The organism is Seleniivibrio woodruffii (assembly GCF_004339245.1).
GTDB lineage: Bacteria > Chrysiogenota > Deferribacteres > Deferribacterales > Geovibrionaceae > Seleniivibrio > Seleniivibrio woodruffii.
In genome coordinates, this window is record NZ_SMGG01000006.1 from 77,313 (window position 1) to 95,306 (window position 17,994).

22 protein-coding genes are annotated in these 17,994 nt (G+C 49.5%); 11 read left to right on the top strand and 11 right to left on the bottom strand.

Annotated elements, in window-relative coordinates; translation table 11 throughout:
* The first annotated feature begins 144 nt into the window (after positions 1–144).
* The 4 genes from C8D98_RS11395 to gltA all read left to right on the top strand — a co-directional run bounded on the left by C8D98_RS11395 (position 145) and on the right by gltA (position 3,153).
* Positions 145–372, top strand: a complete 228-nt coding sequence (locus C8D98_RS11395; RefSeq protein ID WP_132874285.1) for a DUF1456 family protein — start codon at positions 145–147, stop codon at positions 370–372.
* A complete protein-coding gene (locus C8D98_RS11400; protein ID WP_165871304.1) occupies positions 362–577 on the top strand; it encodes a DUF1456 family protein in 216 nt (71 codons plus the stop codon). Before C8D98_RS11395 ends, C8D98_RS11400 begins: the two co-directional genes overlap by 11 nt.
* Before the next feature lie 237 nt (positions 578–814).
* On the top strand, positions 815–1,672 hold the full coding sequence (locus C8D98_RS11405; protein WP_132874287.1) for a sulfide/dihydroorotate dehydrogenase-like FAD/NAD-binding protein: 858 nt from the start codon (positions 815–817) through the stop codon (positions 1,670–1,672).
* A complete protein-coding gene (gene gltA, locus C8D98_RS11410) occupies positions 1,669–3,153 on the top strand; it encodes an NADPH-dependent glutamate synthase (protein ID WP_132874288.1) in 1,485 nt (494 codons plus the stop codon). The genes C8D98_RS11405 and gltA overlap by 4 nt, the downstream gene beginning before the upstream one ends.
* Positions 3,154–3,239: 86 nt before the next feature.
* Here gltA and C8D98_RS11415 read toward each other — a convergent pair whose 3' ends face one another.
* A complete protein-coding gene (locus tag C8D98_RS11415; RefSeq protein WP_132874289.1) occupies positions 3,240–4,400 on the bottom strand; it encodes a metallophosphoesterase in 1,161 nt (386 codons plus the stop codon).
* Between the two features lie 89 nt (positions 4,401–4,489).
* Here C8D98_RS11415 and C8D98_RS11420 point away from each other — a divergent pair, with 89 nt between their 5' ends.
* Both C8D98_RS11420 and C8D98_RS11425 read left to right on the top strand, forming a co-directional pair.
* A complete protein-coding gene (locus C8D98_RS11420) occupies positions 4,490–4,696 on the top strand; it encodes a 4Fe-4S binding protein (protein WP_132874290.1) in 207 nt (68 codons plus the stop codon).
* Entirely contained in the window at positions 4,696–5,457 is a 762-nt protein-coding gene (locus C8D98_RS11425) for a class I SAM-dependent methyltransferase (RefSeq protein ID WP_165871305.1), read from the top strand. Before C8D98_RS11420 ends, C8D98_RS11425 begins: the two co-directional genes overlap by 1 nt.
* Here the strand turns inward: C8D98_RS11425 and C8D98_RS11430 are convergent.
* A complete protein-coding gene (locus tag C8D98_RS11430) occupies positions 5,454–5,696 on the bottom strand; it encodes a GSU3529 family protein (RefSeq protein WP_132874292.1) in 243 nt (80 codons plus the stop codon). The two genes, C8D98_RS11425 and C8D98_RS11430, sit on opposite strands and share 4 nt — an antisense overlap.
* A 120-nt stretch (positions 5,697–5,816) precedes the next feature.
* On the opposite strand from C8D98_RS11430, the gene C8D98_RS11435 reads away from it, so the two are divergent.
* Genes C8D98_RS11435 through vapC form a run of 4 tightly spaced genes read left to right on the top strand, consistent with a single transcriptional unit; the run spans position 5,817 to position 8,670 of the window.
* A complete protein-coding gene (locus C8D98_RS11435) occupies positions 5,817–6,869 on the top strand; it encodes an NADH:flavin oxidoreductase/NADH oxidase (protein WP_132874293.1) in 1,053 nt (350 codons plus the stop codon).
* Positions 6,866–8,014 (top strand): MFS transporter, encoded by a 1,149-nt coding sequence (locus tag C8D98_RS11440; RefSeq protein WP_132874294.1) that lies wholly within the window; start codon positions 6,866–6,868, stop codon positions 8,012–8,014. Before C8D98_RS11435 ends, C8D98_RS11440 begins: the two co-directional genes overlap by 4 nt.
* Before the next feature lie 57 nt (positions 8,015–8,071).
* The gene (locus C8D98_RS11445) at positions 8,072–8,272 is read left to right on the top strand and encodes a type II toxin-antitoxin system VapB family antitoxin (RefSeq protein WP_132874295.1); all 201 of its coding nucleotides are present in this window, start codon (positions 8,072–8,074) and stop codon (positions 8,270–8,272) included.
* Entirely contained in the window at positions 8,269–8,670 is a 402-nt protein-coding gene (vapC, locus tag C8D98_RS11450; RefSeq protein ID WP_132874296.1) for a type II toxin-antitoxin system VapC family toxin, read from the top strand. The genes C8D98_RS11445 and vapC overlap by 4 nt, the downstream gene beginning before the upstream one ends.
* 40 nt (positions 8,671–8,710) lie before the next feature.
* Here vapC and C8D98_RS11455 read toward each other — a convergent pair whose 3' ends face one another.
* From C8D98_RS11455 to C8D98_RS11480, 6 genes are all read right to left on the bottom strand, one after another.
* Positions 8,711–8,839, bottom strand: a complete 129-nt coding sequence (locus C8D98_RS11455; protein WP_132874297.1) for a CcmD family protein — start codon at positions 8,837–8,839, stop codon at positions 8,711–8,713.
* Positions 8,832–9,497 carry a cytochrome c biogenesis protein CcsA gene (gene ccsA, locus C8D98_RS11460; RefSeq protein ID WP_132874298.1) on the bottom strand — a complete coding sequence of 222 codons (666 nt, stop codon included), beginning with the start codon at positions 9,495–9,497 and terminating at the stop codon, positions 8,832–8,834. The genes C8D98_RS11455 and ccsA overlap by 8 nt, the downstream gene beginning before the upstream one ends.
* 1 nt (position 9,498) lies before the next feature.
* Positions 9,499–10,176 carry a heme exporter protein CcmB gene (locus tag C8D98_RS11465; RefSeq protein ID WP_132874299.1) on the bottom strand — a complete coding sequence of 226 codons (678 nt, stop codon included), beginning with the start codon at positions 10,174–10,176 and terminating at the stop codon, positions 9,499–9,501.
* Complete coding sequence (locus C8D98_RS11470) at positions 10,173–10,883, bottom strand: ABC transporter ATP-binding protein (protein ID WP_132874300.1); 711 nt, start codon at positions 10,881–10,883, stop codon at positions 10,173–10,175. Before C8D98_RS11470 ends, C8D98_RS11465 begins: the two co-directional genes overlap by 4 nt.
* Positions 10,876–12,792: a heme lyase CcmF/NrfE family subunit gene (locus C8D98_RS11475; RefSeq protein WP_132874301.1), complete on the bottom strand. Its 1,917-nt coding sequence runs from the start codon at positions 12,790–12,792 to the stop codon at positions 10,876–10,878. Before C8D98_RS11475 ends, C8D98_RS11470 begins: the two co-directional genes overlap by 8 nt.
* A gap of 152 nt (positions 12,793–12,944) precedes the next feature.
* The gene (locus tag C8D98_RS11480; RefSeq protein ID WP_132874302.1) at positions 12,945–13,361 is read right to left on the bottom strand and encodes a cytochrome c maturation protein CcmE; all 417 of its coding nucleotides are present in this window, start codon (positions 13,359–13,361) and stop codon (positions 12,945–12,947) included.
* Between the two features lie 109 nt (positions 13,362–13,470).
* Between C8D98_RS11480 and C8D98_RS11485 the strand changes: the two genes are divergently transcribed.
* Entirely contained in the window at positions 13,471–14,211 is a 741-nt protein-coding gene (locus C8D98_RS11485) for a cytochrome c biogenesis CcdA family protein (protein ID WP_132874303.1), read from the top strand.
* On the opposite strand, the gene C8D98_RS11490 is transcribed toward C8D98_RS11485, so the two are convergent.
* Genes C8D98_RS11490 through C8D98_RS11500 form a run of 3 tightly spaced genes read right to left on the bottom strand, consistent with a single transcriptional unit; the run spans position 14,201 to position 17,885 of the window.
* Positions 14,201–15,013, bottom strand: coding sequence for a DUF4384 domain-containing protein (locus tag C8D98_RS11490; protein WP_132874304.1), 813 nt, complete (start codon positions 15,011–15,013; stop codon positions 14,201–14,203). The genes C8D98_RS11485 and C8D98_RS11490 overlap by 11 nt on opposite strands.
* The gene (locus tag C8D98_RS11495; RefSeq protein ID WP_132874305.1) at positions 15,013–17,064 is read right to left on the bottom strand and encodes a caspase family protein; all 2,052 of its coding nucleotides are present in this window, start codon (positions 17,062–17,064) and stop codon (positions 15,013–15,015) included. The genes C8D98_RS11490 and C8D98_RS11495 overlap by 1 nt, the downstream gene beginning before the upstream one ends.
* On the bottom strand, positions 17,064–17,885 hold the full coding sequence (locus C8D98_RS11500; RefSeq protein ID WP_132874306.1) for a hypothetical protein: 822 nt from the start codon (positions 17,883–17,885) through the stop codon (positions 17,064–17,066). Before C8D98_RS11500 ends, C8D98_RS11495 begins: the two co-directional genes overlap by 1 nt.
* Positions 17,886–17,994: the final 109 nt, after the last annotated feature.

Sequence of the window (17,994 nt, forward strand, 5' to 3'; positions counted from 1 at the left end):
TCTCTGCGAGGAGCGTAAGCGATGCGGCAGTCTCATCAGGGCAGATTGCTTCGGGCATCGCCCTCGCAAAGACGGCCGGACTTCATTGTTTGCACTTGCCTTTAATCGGTGACATATGTATTCTGTCCAACACACGGAGACAACATGAACAACAATGACGTACTTCGCCGCATCCGTTATGCGCTGAACCTCAACGACAACAAGCTCCTTAAAATTCTGGACATGGGCGGCAACCCTATCAAACGTGAGGATATCCCCACGCTGATGTCCAAAGAGGACGACCAGAACTACGCAGAAACACCCGACACTGTGCTGAATGCCTTTCTGGACGGACTTATCACCTACAAAAGGGGAGCTAAAGATGAAAAATAACGAAATTATCAAAAAACTGCGTGTTGCTCTGGAACTGAAAGACACCGACATAGCCGATATCTTCACGCTGGGCGGCGCAAACGTCAGCAAGTCCGAGGTATCTTCATACTTCCGCAGACCCGACCACAGAAACTATCAGGAACTGGGCGACCAGCACATGAGGAAATTTATGAACGGCCTCACAAAAAAATATCGGGAAGAATAAGCAACGCCTTAACCTGAAATCAAACTATGTTTCAGACATATTCAACCAAAGACTAACCGCTCTTCTCAATCACTTATAAACTGCGTTTTGAACCTTATTCAAAAATATCATATACCATATTGGAAAATATAAAACACCATCCACCGTTTAAGCAACTGCCGGTATATATAAACATCTTGCATTTAAAGAATAATTACACGAAATTAGCTGTCTTGAGAACAAGACCAGAGGTAAAAAATGAGCAAAGTATTGGAAAAGATTCAGCTCTCCAGAGACGTTTTCATGCTCAGACTCGAAGCACCGGAAATAGCAAGGGAGAGAAAAGCGGGACAGTTCGTCATTTTGCAGGCGGACAGCGACTACAGCGAGAGGATTCCCCTCACCATAGCCGATGCCGACGAAACGGCAGGCAGCATAACGGTCATTTTTCAGGTGGTCGGCAAGTCCACCCTGAAACTGGCGCAGAAGAATGCGGGAGATGTTGTGGAGAATGTTCTGGGGCCACTGGGAATGCCCACCCATATCGAGAATTTCGGCACGGTGGTCTGTGTCGGCGGCGGCATCGGCGTTGCGCCACTGCACCCCATCGCTCAGGCAATGAAAAAGGCCGGAAACAGGGTCATCATTATCATCGGAGCCAGAAACAAGGAACTGCTTATCCTTGAAAAGGAGATGCGTGCCATTGCGGACGAGTTCATCGTCTGCACCGACGACGGCTCCTACGGACGCAAAGACCTCGTCACAGCACCTCTGAAAGAGATATGCGAAAAGGGCGGAGTTGACCTTGCGGTTGCCATCGGCCCCGCAATTATGATGAAATTCTGCGCCGAGACCACACGCCCCTTCGGTGTGACAACCTATGCCTCGCTGAACACCATCATGGTGGATGGAACGGGCATGTGCGGCGGATGCCGTGTGACCGTTGGCGGAAAGACAAAGTTTGTCTGCGTCGACGGCCCCGAGTTCGACGCCCATCAGGTGGATTTCGACAACATGATGCTCCGTCTGCGCTCTTATAAGCCGCAGGAACAGGAAGCAAACCACAAATGCCGCCTTCAGCAGGCGGTGGACGAACTTCAGGAGCAGAGCAAATGACATTCATACCCGCAGAACAGCTGCGCAGAGAGGCGCAGGAACTCATTGAAAAAATAGATTTTTCCAATATAAAGCCCAAGGACAGGATAGCCATCCCCATGCAGGAGATGCCCGCACAGGAGCCGGCTGTCCGTGCCAAGAACATTCAGGAAGTGGCGATAGGCTATTTTGAAGAGCAGGTGAAACTTGAGGCCGAAAGATGCCTCCAGTGCAAAAACGCACCCTGCATAAAGGGCTGCCCCGTTGAGATCGACATCCCCGGTTTCATAAAGGCCGCAGCCGAAGGCGACTATCAGAGATCAGTGAACATCATCAAAAAATCCAGCATGCTCCCTGCAATCTGCGGAAGGGTCTGCCCGCAGGAGACCCAGTGCATGGCGGAATGTACGGTGGGCAAATCGCTGAAAGACTTTGATAAATCAGTGGCCATCGGCCGCATCGAGCGTTTTGTTGCTGACTGGGAGAGGGAACAGGGCAAAATGTCGCTTCCCGAAATTGCTCCCGCAACAGGCAAAAAAGTTGCCATCGTAGGCTCAGGTCCCGCAGGACTGACAGCGGCGGCCGACGTTCGCAAGGCAGGCCACGAGGTCGTGCTTTTCGAAGCCTTCCACAAGCTGGGCGGCGTTATGATATACGGAATCCCAGAGTTCCGTCTGCCCAAAGTGATTCTTGACAAAGAGATAGACAACCTCCTCTCAATGGGTGTCACCATTAAGAAGAACTTTCTTGTGGGACGCACAAGAAAGCTGAACGACCTCATTGAGAAAGACGGATTTGACGCTGTGTTCGTAGGAACCGGCGCAGGTCTGCCCAACTTCATGAACATAGAGGGCGAAGGACTGGTGGGCGTTTCATCAGCAAACGAGTTCCTCACCCGTGCAAACCTTATGAAGGCATATACTCCCGACAAGGCCGACACGCCCATCTTCACAGGCAAGAAGACTGCAATCGTGGGCGGCGGAAACGTTGCCATGGATGCGGCTCGCATGGCTCTCAGAGTTGGTGCGGAAGAGGTTTACGTCATCTACCGCAGAACCGAAAAGGAGATGCCCGCACGCCGTGAGGAGATAGCCCACGCCAAAGAGGAGGGAATCACCTTCCTGTTCCTCACAAACCCAAAAAGGATAATAGGCGATGCCGACGGTAAGGTTTCGGGTCTGGAATGTCTGAAATATGAACTTGGCGAACCGGACGATTCCGGCAGAAGAAAGCCTGTTGAGATAAAGGGCAGCGAGTTCATCCTTGAGATGGACAGCGTTATCATGGCTCTGGGCAACTCGTCCAACCCACTGATAAGCCAGACTACACCTGAGATAAACGTTAACAGATGGGGCAACATCCTCGTCAGCGGCGACCAGAAAACTTCTATGGAAAGGGTCTATGCAGGCGGAGACATTGTTCTTGGTGCGGCGACGGTCATCCTTGCCATGGGCGAAGGACGCAAAGCCGCAGAATCCATAAATAAACTGTTAGCTGAATAAAAATAGAATGAGACTGCTTCGTCCTAACGTCCTCGCAGAGACAGCATTTCGTCTTTGCGAACCGGAGGCGAAGCAATCTCATTTAACTATGCCCTGTGCAGTGTCAGCAGAGTTATCTCCGAAGGCACTCCCGTCCTCATGGGCGGCCCCCAGTATCCGGTTCCGGTGTTCACATAAACCCACATATCCTCATGGCGGTTAAGCCCTTTATAATATCTCTGGAAGAACGGAATAAGCAGGCTGAAAGGAAAATACTGCCCCGAATGGGTATGCCCCGAAAGCTGGAGGTGCGTCCCCGCATCGTATGCATCCTTATAGCTGTTGGGCTGATGCGCCAGCAGAATCTTTGTCATATCCTGCGGAACACCTTCAAAGGCTTTTGAAGGGCTTGAGGCGTGGAGCTTGCCATAGTGCCTTGTGGAGTAATCGCTCACCCCGCCGATGGCTATCTCGTCGCCGTTAACATTTATCTTTTCATGCCTGTTGATAAGCACGCTGAATCCCATCTTCTCAAACTCGTCCGTCCATCCGGCGACATCCCAGTAATACTCATGGTTTCCTGTGACATAATACACCCCGTGGGCGGCTTTCAGCTCCGCAAGGGGTGCTGTGTCCTCACGAAGGTCTTTTACGTGCCCCTCGATGAAATCTCCGGTCAGAGCAACCATATCGGCATTAAGGGCGTTCACCCTGTCCACCACCGTCTGCGTGAACCTGCGGCCGATGGTAGGGCCCACATGGAGATCAGACACCTGAGCTATGCGGAATCCTTCAAAACTCTCCGGCAGGTCTTTTATGGGAACCTTGACCTCTTTTACCTTAGGCTCCGCATGCGCCTGACCTATGCCCAGCACTGTGGAACCCACAGTGAGAACTCCAAGGGTCAGAAGCACCCTGCGCTCCATATCCACAGCCTCAGTGGGAGGGGCTATGAACTTCCAGACCACCGAGACCACGTCTGTAACTATTCCGTATGCCGCAAGCAGGGTCACCATGCCGAAAACAGTGTATGAAACCCAGTTGGCGGATACATAGAGCCAAGTCATTCCGGGCAGGTCTTTCAGTTTCGGCAGAAACATCCTGTCGCCTATTGGGGCGAGCAGTTCCAGCATGAATATAAGGAGCACAAACAGCCATGCAATGACCAAATGATCCTTTGCCCATTGCCAGCGGGTTATTATTCTGGAGAAGGCATATATGTTTATAAGGGCGAAAATGCTAAGGAATATGATAAATCTAAGACTCATGGTCTCCCCTCGTTAATCAGACGTTTATTTAGAATCTAGTCCTGCCGCTTCTTATTGCAATAGTATGCTGCAATTGTATAGAATGACTGATGGCAAAGATAACAGTTCAGGTTTTAAAAGAGAAATGCAGAGGATGCGGCGCATGTGTGACGCAATGTCCGGAGCGGGCATTTTCGCTGGATACAGACAGCGAAACCAACAGAAAACTCGTAAACATCGAAGCCGCAAGATGTACAGGGTGCGGGAAGTGTATCCCGTACTGCCGATACGGCGCACTTATTTTCAGGGGGGAATGATGGAACATTTAGGCGGAAAGGAACAGCTGGAGTTCTGGAAAAAGAGAGCACAGAATTTTCCCAGATATGAGAACGTCGCCGGAAACTATGAGCTTGGCATTCTTGACAGAATGAAAGGCATGGGCGTTGATTTCAGAGGTAAGACGGTCATAGATGCAGGATGCGGCACAGGCATGTATACCCTGCATATCGCTCAGGAGGCAGCATCCGTTGAAGGTGTTGATATCTCCGAAGAGATGCTTCACTTCCTGCGTATTGATGCCGAAGCCAACGGGATAAACAATCTTTCCATCGTATGCTCCAACTGGAACGACTACAAACCCTCAAAGCGGTTTGATATAGCCTTCTGCACCATGTCCCCTGCCCTGCGCACATCCGAAGCCAGAAAAAAACTCCACGACTACGCCTCGGAAACAGTTGTCTACATGGGATTTGACGGACTTCGTGAATCGAACGTTCTGGAACATTTCTACCCCATCTTCAATATCACTCCCAAGAGCTTCTCCGATGCCCACAAGATGCGTGCATGGCTTGAGGAAAACGGGATAAGCTATAAATGCGAAATCGTTGAAGGGGAATGGGTTTCATCAAAAAATCCGGACGAGCTGACGGAAAGCACCCTGAACGCACTCAGGCTGGATGCGCCGGATGCGGACGAAGAGACTGTCCGCAGAAATCTGGAAAAGTTCCGCAATGCTGACGGAACATATACCGAAACAGTTCGCTACAGAAGCGCAATCATCGTCTGGCGTAAAAGTTAGACCACTTTAAGTATTCTGGCCACGCACTGCTCAACCTGCTTTGTACTGGAAAAAAGATTCCCGCAGCCGACGTCGCCGAAGGGCTCATAGTTCTCCAGATGGTCGATAAGCTCACGGATCAGAGCATCATCAAACCCTTTGGTTTCGCAGATCAGGCTTATCTTTTCAAAAAGAGGATCGGGCAGATCCTGTTCATTGGAAGTATACACCGCAAGTTTCAGAAGTTTTTCATAAAGCATGTCAAATCACCTCACGCACCTAAGTTTATATCACCTTCAGAGCTTTAAGTTCAACACATAAAAAAACAGCTTGAGATATAATATTAAAAGGTAATATTGTTAAGTCTTAAGGGGGTTATTATGTCTGAACTTTTTAAACCTGTCACTCTTAACGGAGTCACCCTCAGAAACCGTGTTGTTGTTCCGCCCATGTGCCAGTACAGCGCAAGCGAAGGGTTGGCAAACGACTGGCATCTAACCCATTACGGTTCCATAGCCGCAGGGGGCGCAGGAGCGGTCATAATCGAGGCGACGGCCGTCTCTCCCGAAGGGCGCATCAGCCCCTATGATCTGGGTCTCTGGAACGACACTCAGGCGGACAAACTGGCTCGCATCTTCTCTTTCATAGAGTCTCAGGGTGCGGTTCCCGCAATTCAGATAGCCCACGCAGGCAGAAAAGCCTGTACAGATAAACCCTGGCTCGGCGGCAAACCTCTGAATGACTGGACAAACTTCCTCGCCCCAAGCCCTATCCCCTTTGACGAAAACTGCCAGATACCGAAATCCATGACCATCCAGCAGATACACGACATGACCGAAAAATTCGCAGAATCAGCCATGAGGGCTGTGCGTGCGGGAGCGCAGATAGTCGAGCTTCATGCCGCCCACGGATACCTGTTGAGCGAATTCATATCGCCCCTGTCAAACAGGCGTGAGGACGAATACGGCGGAACACCCGAGAACAGGGCAAGGTTCCTTATTGAGACAGTTAAAGCCGTTCAGTCTGCCGTCGGCTCCGAAATACCTCTTTCGGTGCGTATAAGCGCAACGGACTGGCTTGAGGACGGGTTTAAACCCGAAGACGCAGTGGATCTTGCAAACATGCTGAAACCCCTCGGCGTTGCTCTCATCGACGTTTCAACCTCCGGAGTTGTTCTGGCAAAGATACCCGCAGGCCCCGGATTTCAGGTTCCTTTCGCAGAGAAGATAAAGAAAGAGACAGGGATGACGGTCTCCGCAGTGGGACTTATCACCAAGGCACAGGATGCTGAAAACATCGTTGCCGAAGGCAGAGCCGACATAGTGATGATAGGCAGGGGACATCTGGCCAACCATCAGTGGACGATACACGCAGCCCGCGAGCTGGGCGCAGAAGCACCTATTCCGCCCCAGTATCAGCGAGCCTATAGATGAAGAACGGAAAAGAGTTTCTGATTCTGATGTTCGCAACAGTGATGACCATTTCGTCACTGTATGCGCCGCAGCCCGTTCAGCCGATCATAGCCGAGGAGTTCGGACTCTCAATGTCCGCCGCATCTCTGCTGACCACAGCAACCATGGCTCCTCTTGCCATAGCTCCTGTGTTCTACGGTTACATACTTGAGTCCGTGTCCGCAGGAAGAGTTCTGATATACTCACTGGCGTTCCTGTGCGTCTGCCAGTTCCTTTTCTTCTTTTCGAATACTTTCGCACTGCTGGTTGCAGCCCGCTTTCTTCAGGGCTGTGCCATTCCCGCCGTGCTGACAGGCATCATGACCTACATCTCGGATACCTCCGAAAAGAGCGACGTTCAGAAAAATATTGCTTTATACATCGCCGCCACCATCTTCGGTGGGTTCGCAGGACGCTTTTTCTCCGGAATGATAGCCCACTACGCCGGATGGCGCACAATGTTCGTCATTCTGGGGGTCAGCCTTGCTGTTGCGGTGTACCTCATCCGCTCACTGCCGGACAACAAGGCCACACTTACAAAGATGGATCCGCAGGCCGCAAAGGAGATACTCTCCCAAAGGCTCTTCCTGATGGTATACATCATGGTTTTTTTCATGTTCTTCATGTTCGCCGCAATCCTTAACTTCGTGCCGTTCCGCCTGCGCCAGCTTGATCCCAACGCAGGGGAGATGGTCATTGGCATAATGTACACAGGATATGTTATGGGTGTTCTGGTTTCGGTGAATATAATGAAAATAATCCGCCTCCTCGGCTCGGAGTTGAGGACGGTTTTTGCCGGACTGACAATGTTCGTTGTGTCGCTTCTGCTTTTCATCTCGTCCGACACAAAGCTGATGTTCCTCGGCATGTTCCTTTTCTGCGCCAGCATGTTCATGTCCCACACAGCAGCTGCGGGATATGTCAACAAGATAGCCGAGAAACATAAAGGCGTCACAAACGGACTGTACGTTGCGTTTTACTATTCAGGCGGGGCTATAGGCTCCGTTCTCCCCGGTCTGGTATATCAGAATTTCGGCTGGAACACTTTTCTGCTGATGCTGGGCGTGGTGATGTCCTCTGCAATACTGACCGGACGTCTGGTTCTCAGAAGCTATATGATAAAGTAATACTTTACACTTGAATCTACACATTATATTGTGTAGATTAGCTTAAAGGAGGATCATATGGCGACAAATCTGGCTATTGATGACAAACTTCTTACTGAAGCACAGAAAATAAGCGGTCTCAAAACGAAAAAGGACACCGTCAATACTGCCCTTAAAGAATTTATATTGAAAAGAAAGCAGGAAGAGATTCTTCCTCTCTTCGGAACCATAGATTATGACGAGGATTATGATTATAAAGCTCTGAGAAACCGCAAATGAAAATCCTTGTGGACACATCAGTCTGGTCACTTGCCCTACGCAAAAAACCGGAATCCGGTTCTGATATCGAAACAGTCGCTAAACTCTCCGAACTCATCAGAGATTCCAGAGCCGTTATCATCGGTGCTATCCGGCAGGAAATACTATCAGGAATCTCCTCAAAAGAGAGGTTTGAACTTCTTAAAACTAAAATCAGAGCTTTTGAAGACCTGCCTCTGACCACTGACATTTACGAACTGGCCGCAGAATTTTCAAACACATGCCGTTCAAACGGAATTCAGGGCTCCCACACTGATTTTCTGATATGTGCGGCAGCCGCAGGACACAATGTCCCCATATATACGCTCGATAATGATTTTGAACATTACAGAAAATATATTGATATAAAACTGTATTAGCAGGCATAAAAAAGGCCGGACGATCGTCCGGCCTTATTGTTTACTTGTTTTCCAGTGACTCAACCCTGTCTTCAAGGTTTTTAAGTCTTATTCCGAGGCTGAAAAAATAGCCTCCGAGAAGTACGAAAATCACTGTGTAACCTGCGAAAAGATATGTGAAATTACCCATTGTTATCTCCTAAAGCATCAACTCTTCTGGTCAGGGACGCAATGCGCACCCTCTTAAGCATCATAGCTGCATAAAGAACGGAAAATGCCAACAGTGCGAAAAGCATTGTTTTAAGCATGTCCGGATGCAGACCGCCGCCGCCCTTCTGAACCACGTTGGGGTGGATTGTTCTCCACCAGCGGATAGAGAAGAAAACTATCGGCACGTCTATGAAACCGATGATACCTATGGCCGCCGCAAACTTCGCCCTTTTGTCGGGTTCTTCGATGAATTTGCGCAGCATGATGTAGCCCGCATAGATGAACCACAGGATCGTGGTTGTGGTCAGACGGGGATCCCATGTCCACCACACGCCCCAGATGGGTCTTGCCCAGATAGGCCCTGTGATGAGCACTATCGTACAGAAGATGATGCCCATCTCCGCAGAGCTTTCCGCTATGTCGTCAAACAGATAGTTCTGTTTCACCAGAAACAGGATGCTGAAAACGAACGTAACGAAGAACGCAAAAAATGCGATCCATGCGGAAGCCACGTGGAAATAGAATATTTTCTGCACGGGACCCATGACCTTCTCCAGCGGAGCAAACATGAATGCCATGTAAAGTGCCGCAATGATAAGCACAATGGCGGCAAGGTCCAGAATTTTCTGTAACTTCATATCAGTCCTCTACTATGAAATCGAACACGGCGAATACCACCACCGTAAATATAGCATCAAAAGCAACGAGAAGCTTCAGCCATTTTCCGGCATCCGCAGGATCGTGGCCGAGAATGTAGATATTCAGAGCCTGAACGGACGACAGGATTATGGGAACGATTATAGGCAGAAGCAGAAGCGGGAGCATTACTTCCCTTGTTCTGGTGTTTACGGAGATTATGGAAAACAGTGTGCCAAGGATGGCGAAGCCGTATGTGCCCAGCAGAAAGATAACTACCGGCATAGGGCCGTTTGCGAAAACGTTTACGTTGTAAAGCACCATGAACAGCGGGAGGGTGAAAATTTCCACCAGCAGGATAAAAAGAAAGTTGCTGACGGCCTTGCCGAAGAATATTGCGCTTCTGTCCACAGGGGCAAGAAGCAGAGCGGAGAAGTTCCCGCCTGTGATCTCGCTCATCATGGACTTGTTAAGCCCCAGTATTCCGGCGAAAACAAACGACATCCAGAGGATTCCGCCCACGACCTCGTTTTTAAACTGTGAGCCAGGCTCAAAGATGAAGCTGAAAACCACAACAGTGAGCACGGAGAACAGGAGCATGGAAACGACTATTTCTCTGGATTTAAGTTCGTGGAGGATATCTTTGCGGAGGATGGCCGAAATGGTATTCAGGTATCTCATCTGCTCACCGCCTCGATATATCTTTCCTCGAACTCATTTATTCCTATATTTGCTTTTTCTTCGTTAAAAACCAGCTGGCCGCCTTTGATTATCGCCAGTCTGGATGCGGCATCGTAGCCCTGTTTCATGTTGTGGGTGACCATCATGATGGTCTTGTGCTCATCGAAAAGCTCCACAAGGATACGTGTCAGGATGTCCGATGCGTGGGTATCAAGCCCTGTGTAGGGCTCGTCAAGGATAACGATTTCAGGGTCGTGCAGAAGCGCCCTTGTGATGGACAGCCTCTGGAGCATCCCTCTGGAATAGCCCCGCACTCTGTCGTTGCGGCGTTTATAAAGCTCGACCTTGTCCAGAAGAACCTTTATTCGTTCATCGATGTTCTGCACTCCGTACATCTTTGCATAAAAGCGCAGGTTTTCCATCGCAGTAAGTTCGCTGTAAAGAAATGGCTGATGGGAGATGACTCCGAAACGGCTGCGGAAGCTGTCTTCCAGTTTGTTCAGCGGAGTTCCTTCATAGAGTATCTGGCCGCTTGTGGGGGCGGTCATAGTGCAGAGAAGTTTAAGAAAGGTGGATTTGCCCGCACCGTTAGGGCCGAAAACGCTGACAAACTCACCCTTATTAAGGGAAACGGACACATCCCGCAGAGCGTGGATGTGTCCGTATTTTTTATTTACTTTTTTAAACTCTACCAGAGTTTCAGGCATTCTTCTTTTTCCCGCCTGTCGCACCGTACAGTCCGCCGATAACCATTACGATACAGCCTATCCACACCCATGCTATGAAGGGCTGGAACACGGCCTGTATTCCCACAAAGTTTTCGGTCTTCGAGTAGCTGGCAAGAATCAGGTAAAGGTCGCCATGGAGCTTGGAGCTGATGGCAACTTCAGCGAAAGCCTGCTCGTTCTTCTCATAGAAACGTCTTTCGGGAGCAAGCGTCATAAGCTCTTTGCCGTTTTTGAAAACTGTCACGGGAGCGTATACGCCCACATAGTTAGCTCTCTCTTCTGCGGCAAGCTCGCCCACTTTCAGAGTGTATCCGCTGAACTCAAAGCTTTCGCCGGGAGCAACGGTGACGTCTTTTTTATCGTTGTAGAAGGATGAAGCGATGATACCGTAGGCCATCATAACCACGCCAAGGTGGATTATAAGACCGCCGTAGTATCTTCTGTTGTTAACAAGAACCTTAACGCCGCCCTTCTTAACGTTTGTTATAACCGAAACGAGGATCGCAACAAGCGAGAAGGTTGTGAAACCGGTCAGCAGAATGGGCAGGGGCTGAGTGTGGCCTGTGACAACAAGAGCAGCAACCGCCGCTATCATAGCGAGAACGGAGGGTGCGAATTTTTTAACAAGGTCTTTCGTTTCGGCCTTTCCGTGGCCGAGCAGGGGCGCAATGCCGCTTGCCAGCAGGATAAGCACGAAGAAGGGAGCTGAAACCTTGTTGAAGTAGGGGATTCCCACAGTGATCTTATCGGGAAGAATGAGGCCTGAAATGATGGGCATCATGGTTCCGATACCGATAACTATTGTGAGTCCGAGGAAGAACCAGTTCGCAAGGAAGAACATTCCGTCCCTCGAAAGGAAGCTGAACTGGTGCTCGTCCTTGTCTTTCAGCTCGTCTATCATCTTGAACAGGTAGTACAGGAAGACAGCCGAAGTTATCACTATGAACGCAAGGAAGAAGTATCCAAGCGATGATTTTGCAAAGGAGTGAACCGAATCAAGAACACCGCTTCTGGTGATGAAAGTTCCGAAGAGGCAGAGCTGGAAAGAAATGAGCGCAAGCATGTGCGTCCATATCTTAAGCTTGTTTCTTCTCTCAAACACCATACCGGAGTGAAGCAGAGCAGTTGATGTAAGCCAGGGAAGCAGAGATGCGTTCTCCACAGGGTCCCATGCCCAGTATCCGCCCCAGCCGAGTTCAACATATGCCCACTCGCCGCCGAGAACGATACCGATGGTAAGGAATACCCATGTGATGATGGTCCATTTGCGTGTATCAACAAACCAGTTTGATGATGAATCTCTGTTGAAAAGTGCCGCAAAAGCATGACCCACTGTGATGGTATAACCCACATAGCCCAGGAAAAGGGTGGGCGGGTGATACAGCATGCCGGGGTTCTGCAGAAGGGGGTTCATTCCCATTCCGTCTGCGGGGAAGAAATCCAGCTCTTTGAAAGGGTTTGTTACAAAAATTGTAAGTATCAGGAAAAAGGTTGATGTGAGTGCGGATACCGCAAGAACCGTAGACCTGTATTTTGTGTCGTAGTTTCTGGTGCGGAAGATCTCGATAACCGCAAAAACAGCCACAAGCCATCCCCAGAAGAGGAGCGAGCCTGCCTGTCCTGCCCACCAGCCGCTTATTTTATAGATAAACGGAAGTTTGAGGTCGGTATACTGTGCGACGTACTCCATTTTGAAGTAGCCTGTCGCAAGAGCGTAGATAAGCACGCAGGATGCAAGAGAAAAAGCAACCAGCTGACCTATCATGATCATGTCCGCTGTTTTGGCAGTGGACTTGTTTTGAGTCTGCATCGCATAGACATACATGCCGAAAGCGGCAAAGCCTGATACGAGACCCAGAATCTGGAATAAATTACCTAACTGTCCCATAATTCTCCCTTTAGTGTTGGAATAAAGCACGCCATAATATCGACTTAAAAACGACTTTGAGCCATTTTCAAGGCAACGGAAAGCACCGTTGCGCTAAAGGTATTTCAAATTTCAATTAATTTCGAAATGACCTTCAACTAAACACAGACAGACTAGCTTGCTTTTTGTTCAAGTTCCGCTTCATATTTTGACGGACATTTTGTCAAAACAGTTTCAGCGTTGAACAATTTCTTTTCTTTGTCGTATTTGCCTTCAACGATGACGTGTATGTCCTCTTTGAATGTATCGGGGATTATTCCGTTATATTCAACCTGAATGGTGTCAGGTTCACCCTGTATATCCTGAATTGTGAAAAGAAGATACTGTTTTTTATAATCCTGAGTGATGGTACCTTTCACAACGTTGCCTGTAACTCTCATTCCTTTCTGGTTGTACTTGTCGGGGTTCTTGGTTATCTCGTGCACTTCCAGATAATAGACGCTGTCCTGCGAGAAGCTCGACATAAGCAGCCAACCTATTACGCAGGCAAACACAACGCCTGCTAAAATAAATTTGTACGACTTTTTCATCATGACCTCGTTTTTATATTTTATTATGTCATAATTCCTATGCTCTATAAGACATCCTATGATGTGAAAAATTCATTGCTTAATCAAGTAAAAATTTGTAAAAAAGCAAATGGACAATGTTTCTTTTTTCACGGCGTTCATCGCCGGTGTACTTTCTTTTTTATCACCATGCGTTTTGCCGCTTCTGCCCGGCTATCTTTCCTTTATGTCGGGTGAATCCATCGAAACCCTTACATCCGGCGACAAAAAATCGGCAAAGTTTAAAGTATTTCTCGGAGCGGTCTTTTTCGGACTTGGGTTCATGCTGGTGTTCGTTCTTCTGGGTGCCGGCGCAACCAAGATAGGTATGTTTCTTAAAGAATATAAGCTCATAATCGGCAGGGTTGCCGGAGTGGTCATCATTGTCCTCGGTCTGCACATGCTCGGAGTTCTTCGCATAAATAAGCTGATGATGCATAAAAAATGGAACTACAGTTCAAAAAGCGGCACTCCCTTCTTTGTGAACGCCTTTCTTCTGGGTGTGGCGTTCGTTTTCGGCTGGACACCCTGCATAGGCCCCATTCTGGCGGGCATCCTGTCTCTGGCGGCGGCAAAAGAGACCGTTTCCAGCGGGATACTCATGCTTGCGGTTTTCGGCTTTGGTCTGTGGATCCCTTTTCTGCTCTCCGCACTGGCGGTCGGCTTTGTGTTCTCAACAGTGCGCAAGGCGAGCAGAGTTGTCATGATAGTTGAAAAGGTCTCGGGCGTTCTGCTGATAATCATCGGTCTGCTCATGGCCACCGACAGCATGAACACCCTCAGCGTTTATCTTTTAAAGGTCTTCCCCTTCCTGCTGGAACTCAATTACTGATCTTATATGTAACGGTACTGTCCGTCCATTCCGACGGGTCAAGCCTGTTAAGCCTGCGGACAAGATCGTTCATCATCCCCGTTGAAGATGCGTCATAGGTTATGAACATCCCTTCCTGAAAGCCAAGCGTAAGCAGATCGTCCTTCCTTTTGGATGCAATTATCTTCACCCGCTCCTCGGCGAACTTCCCCTTGAAGCCCGGCAGAAGCTGTGCAGTCAGAACTATTTTAGAATCCTTGTCGGGATAAACGTAGGTCTTTCCCTTTTCTGCAAAATTGTTCCGCTGAACGCTGTTGGGCAGAAGCAGTGTAACCGAACCGTCGGCGGCTATTGAGAACAGATAGACGTAGGCGTCCTCCGTCACTTTATAGCTCATGGAGATTATGTCGCCCGCTTTCAGCTCGCTTTTAGACAGAGCCAGATCGACGCTGAAACCGCCTGTTCTCTCCGGATGATACGGCTCCACCACCGCTTTTATCTTAACCACGTATTCCCTGTCCGTTCCGGCGGCAAACCCTTTCGAGAGAATGTCGTATTTTATTATCCTGCCCTTGACCGCAGTGTATATCAGGTCTTCCGCCAGCTGGCTGTTAAGCACCAGACTTCTTGTCTTTATGAAAATCCCCGTTGCCGTCTCCAGAGCGTTCCTCTGTGCATCGTTCAGCGCACGGGTGTACGTCTCCTTTATAGTATCGGCATCACCCATAACGGATGTACCCTCCGACTCCACCGTGATGGGGGGCTCTGCGGCAAAAGCGCCCGCAGAAATAAGAAGCAGAAGGGCTATCAGTATCGTCTTCATCAGTAAAGCTCACCGAAACTCTTGTCGTCTATCCTGCCTTTCAGAAAAGCGTCCATCAGCTTTGATTTCACAGGTTTTTTAAGCTCTTCAAGTCCTTTAGTAAGCTGTGTCGAGTTTATCAGACCCTTTTCGAACAGCCCTTTCAGCTTGTTCCGCCCTGTCTCCTCGTCTATCAGCCTGTACTGTTCCCAGTTGCGGCCGACGGTGAAATCGCCTGAGCCGACAACCTGCGGATCCTGCTCCTGACCTTTCAGCCTGAATGCTGTCTTGGCAACGTTGCTCTTAATATAGTCCGCTATATCGTTTATGGTCACCCAGACACCTTTTCCCGCCTTGCCTCTCAGTCCCTCCTTAAAGAAGTGACTGAATATACCCGACCTGTACTCGCTGTCGTCCTCCCATGACTGCTGGTTTGCGGCGGACGAAGTTATTATCACCCTGCCGGAACCTGTTGTCCTGAAAAGATCGGGTGCGGCCATCATTCCCACTATGGGTTTTCCGCCCTTGGCTGTGATGGATTTTCCGCTTCCTGTGAAACAGGCATCCAGAGCCACCATGACCCCTTTTGCGTTGGAAGTGTCCACCATGTTTTCAAGATAGCTTATTTTAACCGCTGTATCCGCCAGCGAATCGGGATCGCTTATCACTGCGTCGTAGGGGACTATAACGGCATCTGTGACCTTGTCACCGGAGGTGATGGGTGCACCATGCCCTGAAAAATATACATATATATATCCGTCCCACGTCCTTATCTTGCGGATTGCGGCGACCATGCTGTTTCTGGTTGCATTCTCATTCAGCAGAAGGACTGTGTTCTCCTTGGGTATACCGCCGTATCTTCTGTCGGTGAGGAGGTTATAAACGTCCTGCGCATCATTCGATGCGTATTTCAACCCCGGTATGTCCTTTCTGCCGCCGTAGTCTATTCCTATCACGACGGCATAGGCATCCTCCCTGAGCGGAGGCAGGTTCTCATCAGTTTCGGAAGCTGTTTTCTCCGGTTCTCTCTGAGCAGCAGCCTGCTGAACCGGCGGAGCTTTGGGATCAGCCGCCGAAGCCAGCACAACATCAAAATAGCTCGGTCTGTTGTCTCTTATGACATATAAGGTCAGCTTTGACTGAGGAGCCTGTGAGTTTATAAAGTTTACGAAAGCTTCCGGCGAGGATACAAGGGTTCCGCCCGCATCGGCTATGATATCGCCCACATGCAGTCCCGCTCTTTCCGCAGGGCTGGACGGTGCCACTCCCACAACCTCCACTCCGGCAAGCCCCATTCTGGTTCTGCCCAGCATGGCTGTATACCTTGCCACTGCCGTCTGCCTTTCTGTGCTTATGGCCTGAATGTTTACACCCAGATATCCGCCGCCGCCGACTTTAGCCGTAACCTGCTGAACGACAGCAGCCTGCTGCTGTGCGTATTGGGGTCTTGAGGGAGCCGTCTGTTTTTTCATGTTCGATGCATATGTCTGAAGCTCTCCCGAAAGGGATATATCTTCGTTTATTTTCCGGAAACACTCCGCCATAGCAGCGGAAAGCACTTCTGCTTTGAGGGTTTCAACGGGTATCACTGGCGACACTACCGCCCTGCTCTCCTTAACGCTTCTGGCGCTGGTCTCCCATACCGTCATTCTGTTCCTGTCGGTGATAACCGCCTTAACGCCGAGATTCAGCCGGAATTTAAGTCCGAATCCCGCCGCAACCTGAACACCTTCATAGGAGTAATCCTGAATATCGGTGGATATCAGAACGTCCACACTTTCGGGAAAACTGCCCGCGGGAACCACAACGGCCGATGAGAAAGCATAGGGATAGTATTTTTTCGCCATGCTCCTTATCTGTTTTCCGGCAGGGATAGTCTCTGTGTAGCTTCCGCTGACTTTGGTCTTAACCATGTTTTCATCCGGCAGAACTATTCCCGCCCGCAGGTTCACCGCCGCAACCCTGTCCGGAGATACGGCTGTGTTTTCGACCATGGGGATGTCAGAACGGGTTGCGCACCCGAATGTGAGCATCATCAATATTGCCATTGCAAAAAAACTGAATTTTTTCATCAGTAAAGCTCCCCGAATTTAGTAGGGTCAATGTTTCCATTAAGGAAGGAGTCCAGAAGTTTGGATCTTTCCCCTCCGAGTTCATCTATGGCTCTTCTCAGCTGAGCGGCATCTATAGCCCCGCTCTCAAAGGCGGCTCTCAGCCTGTCCTTGTCCGTTACACCTTCCGGCGCAAACTTCGGTGCGGGCTGAGGTGAGGCGGACTGTGCCCCGCTTAGATAGCTGTTAAGAGCGTATGAACCCGTCATCCCGTTGAACCCTTTAGCCAGAGCATCCGCTGCGGCCTTGTATATCTGCCTGTTCCATATCTCGCTCATTCCAGACGAATCCATGCAGTTCCCCTCAATAACGGGAACAGAGGAAACGGTGTCCGACCTGTATATCTCCCTTCCGCTGTTGTCCATGAAATGGATGCGGAGGTTAATTTTCGGAGCCACACCGCAGGTGCTGAAACCTCTTACGGTGGTGTTGAAATCATAATCCTGAAGCTCCGGAGAGATTATCAGACCTCTATCGGCAGATGGTGTCTGAACCTCTGCTGTCTCCGCAAAGAACAGAGGCATGGTGTCTTTTGCGGCCTTGTTTATCTGTTGTGTCATGGGGGTTATGATGAGCTGTTCTATACCGGAGCCGTTGTTGAGAACTTTCTGCGAAGGTACTTTGGCATCAATAGGCAGAAGAGACGCCTTTATGCCGAGTTTCTGGGCGGGATAGACCGCCGGCAGCTCCGAGACAGGGATATCCTGATACGGAACTTCATATTTAACCGTACATGCGGCAGCGGTCAGAGAAATCAGGATCAGAAGGACAAACTTCACCATTGCTCCACCTTAAATTACTACACTTATCAAATAATACCGCTGTCAACGCCTGAAATAAAGCGTTAATCGCAAAGTAATTATGTTAATTTGACCTGTCAGCGTAATTATT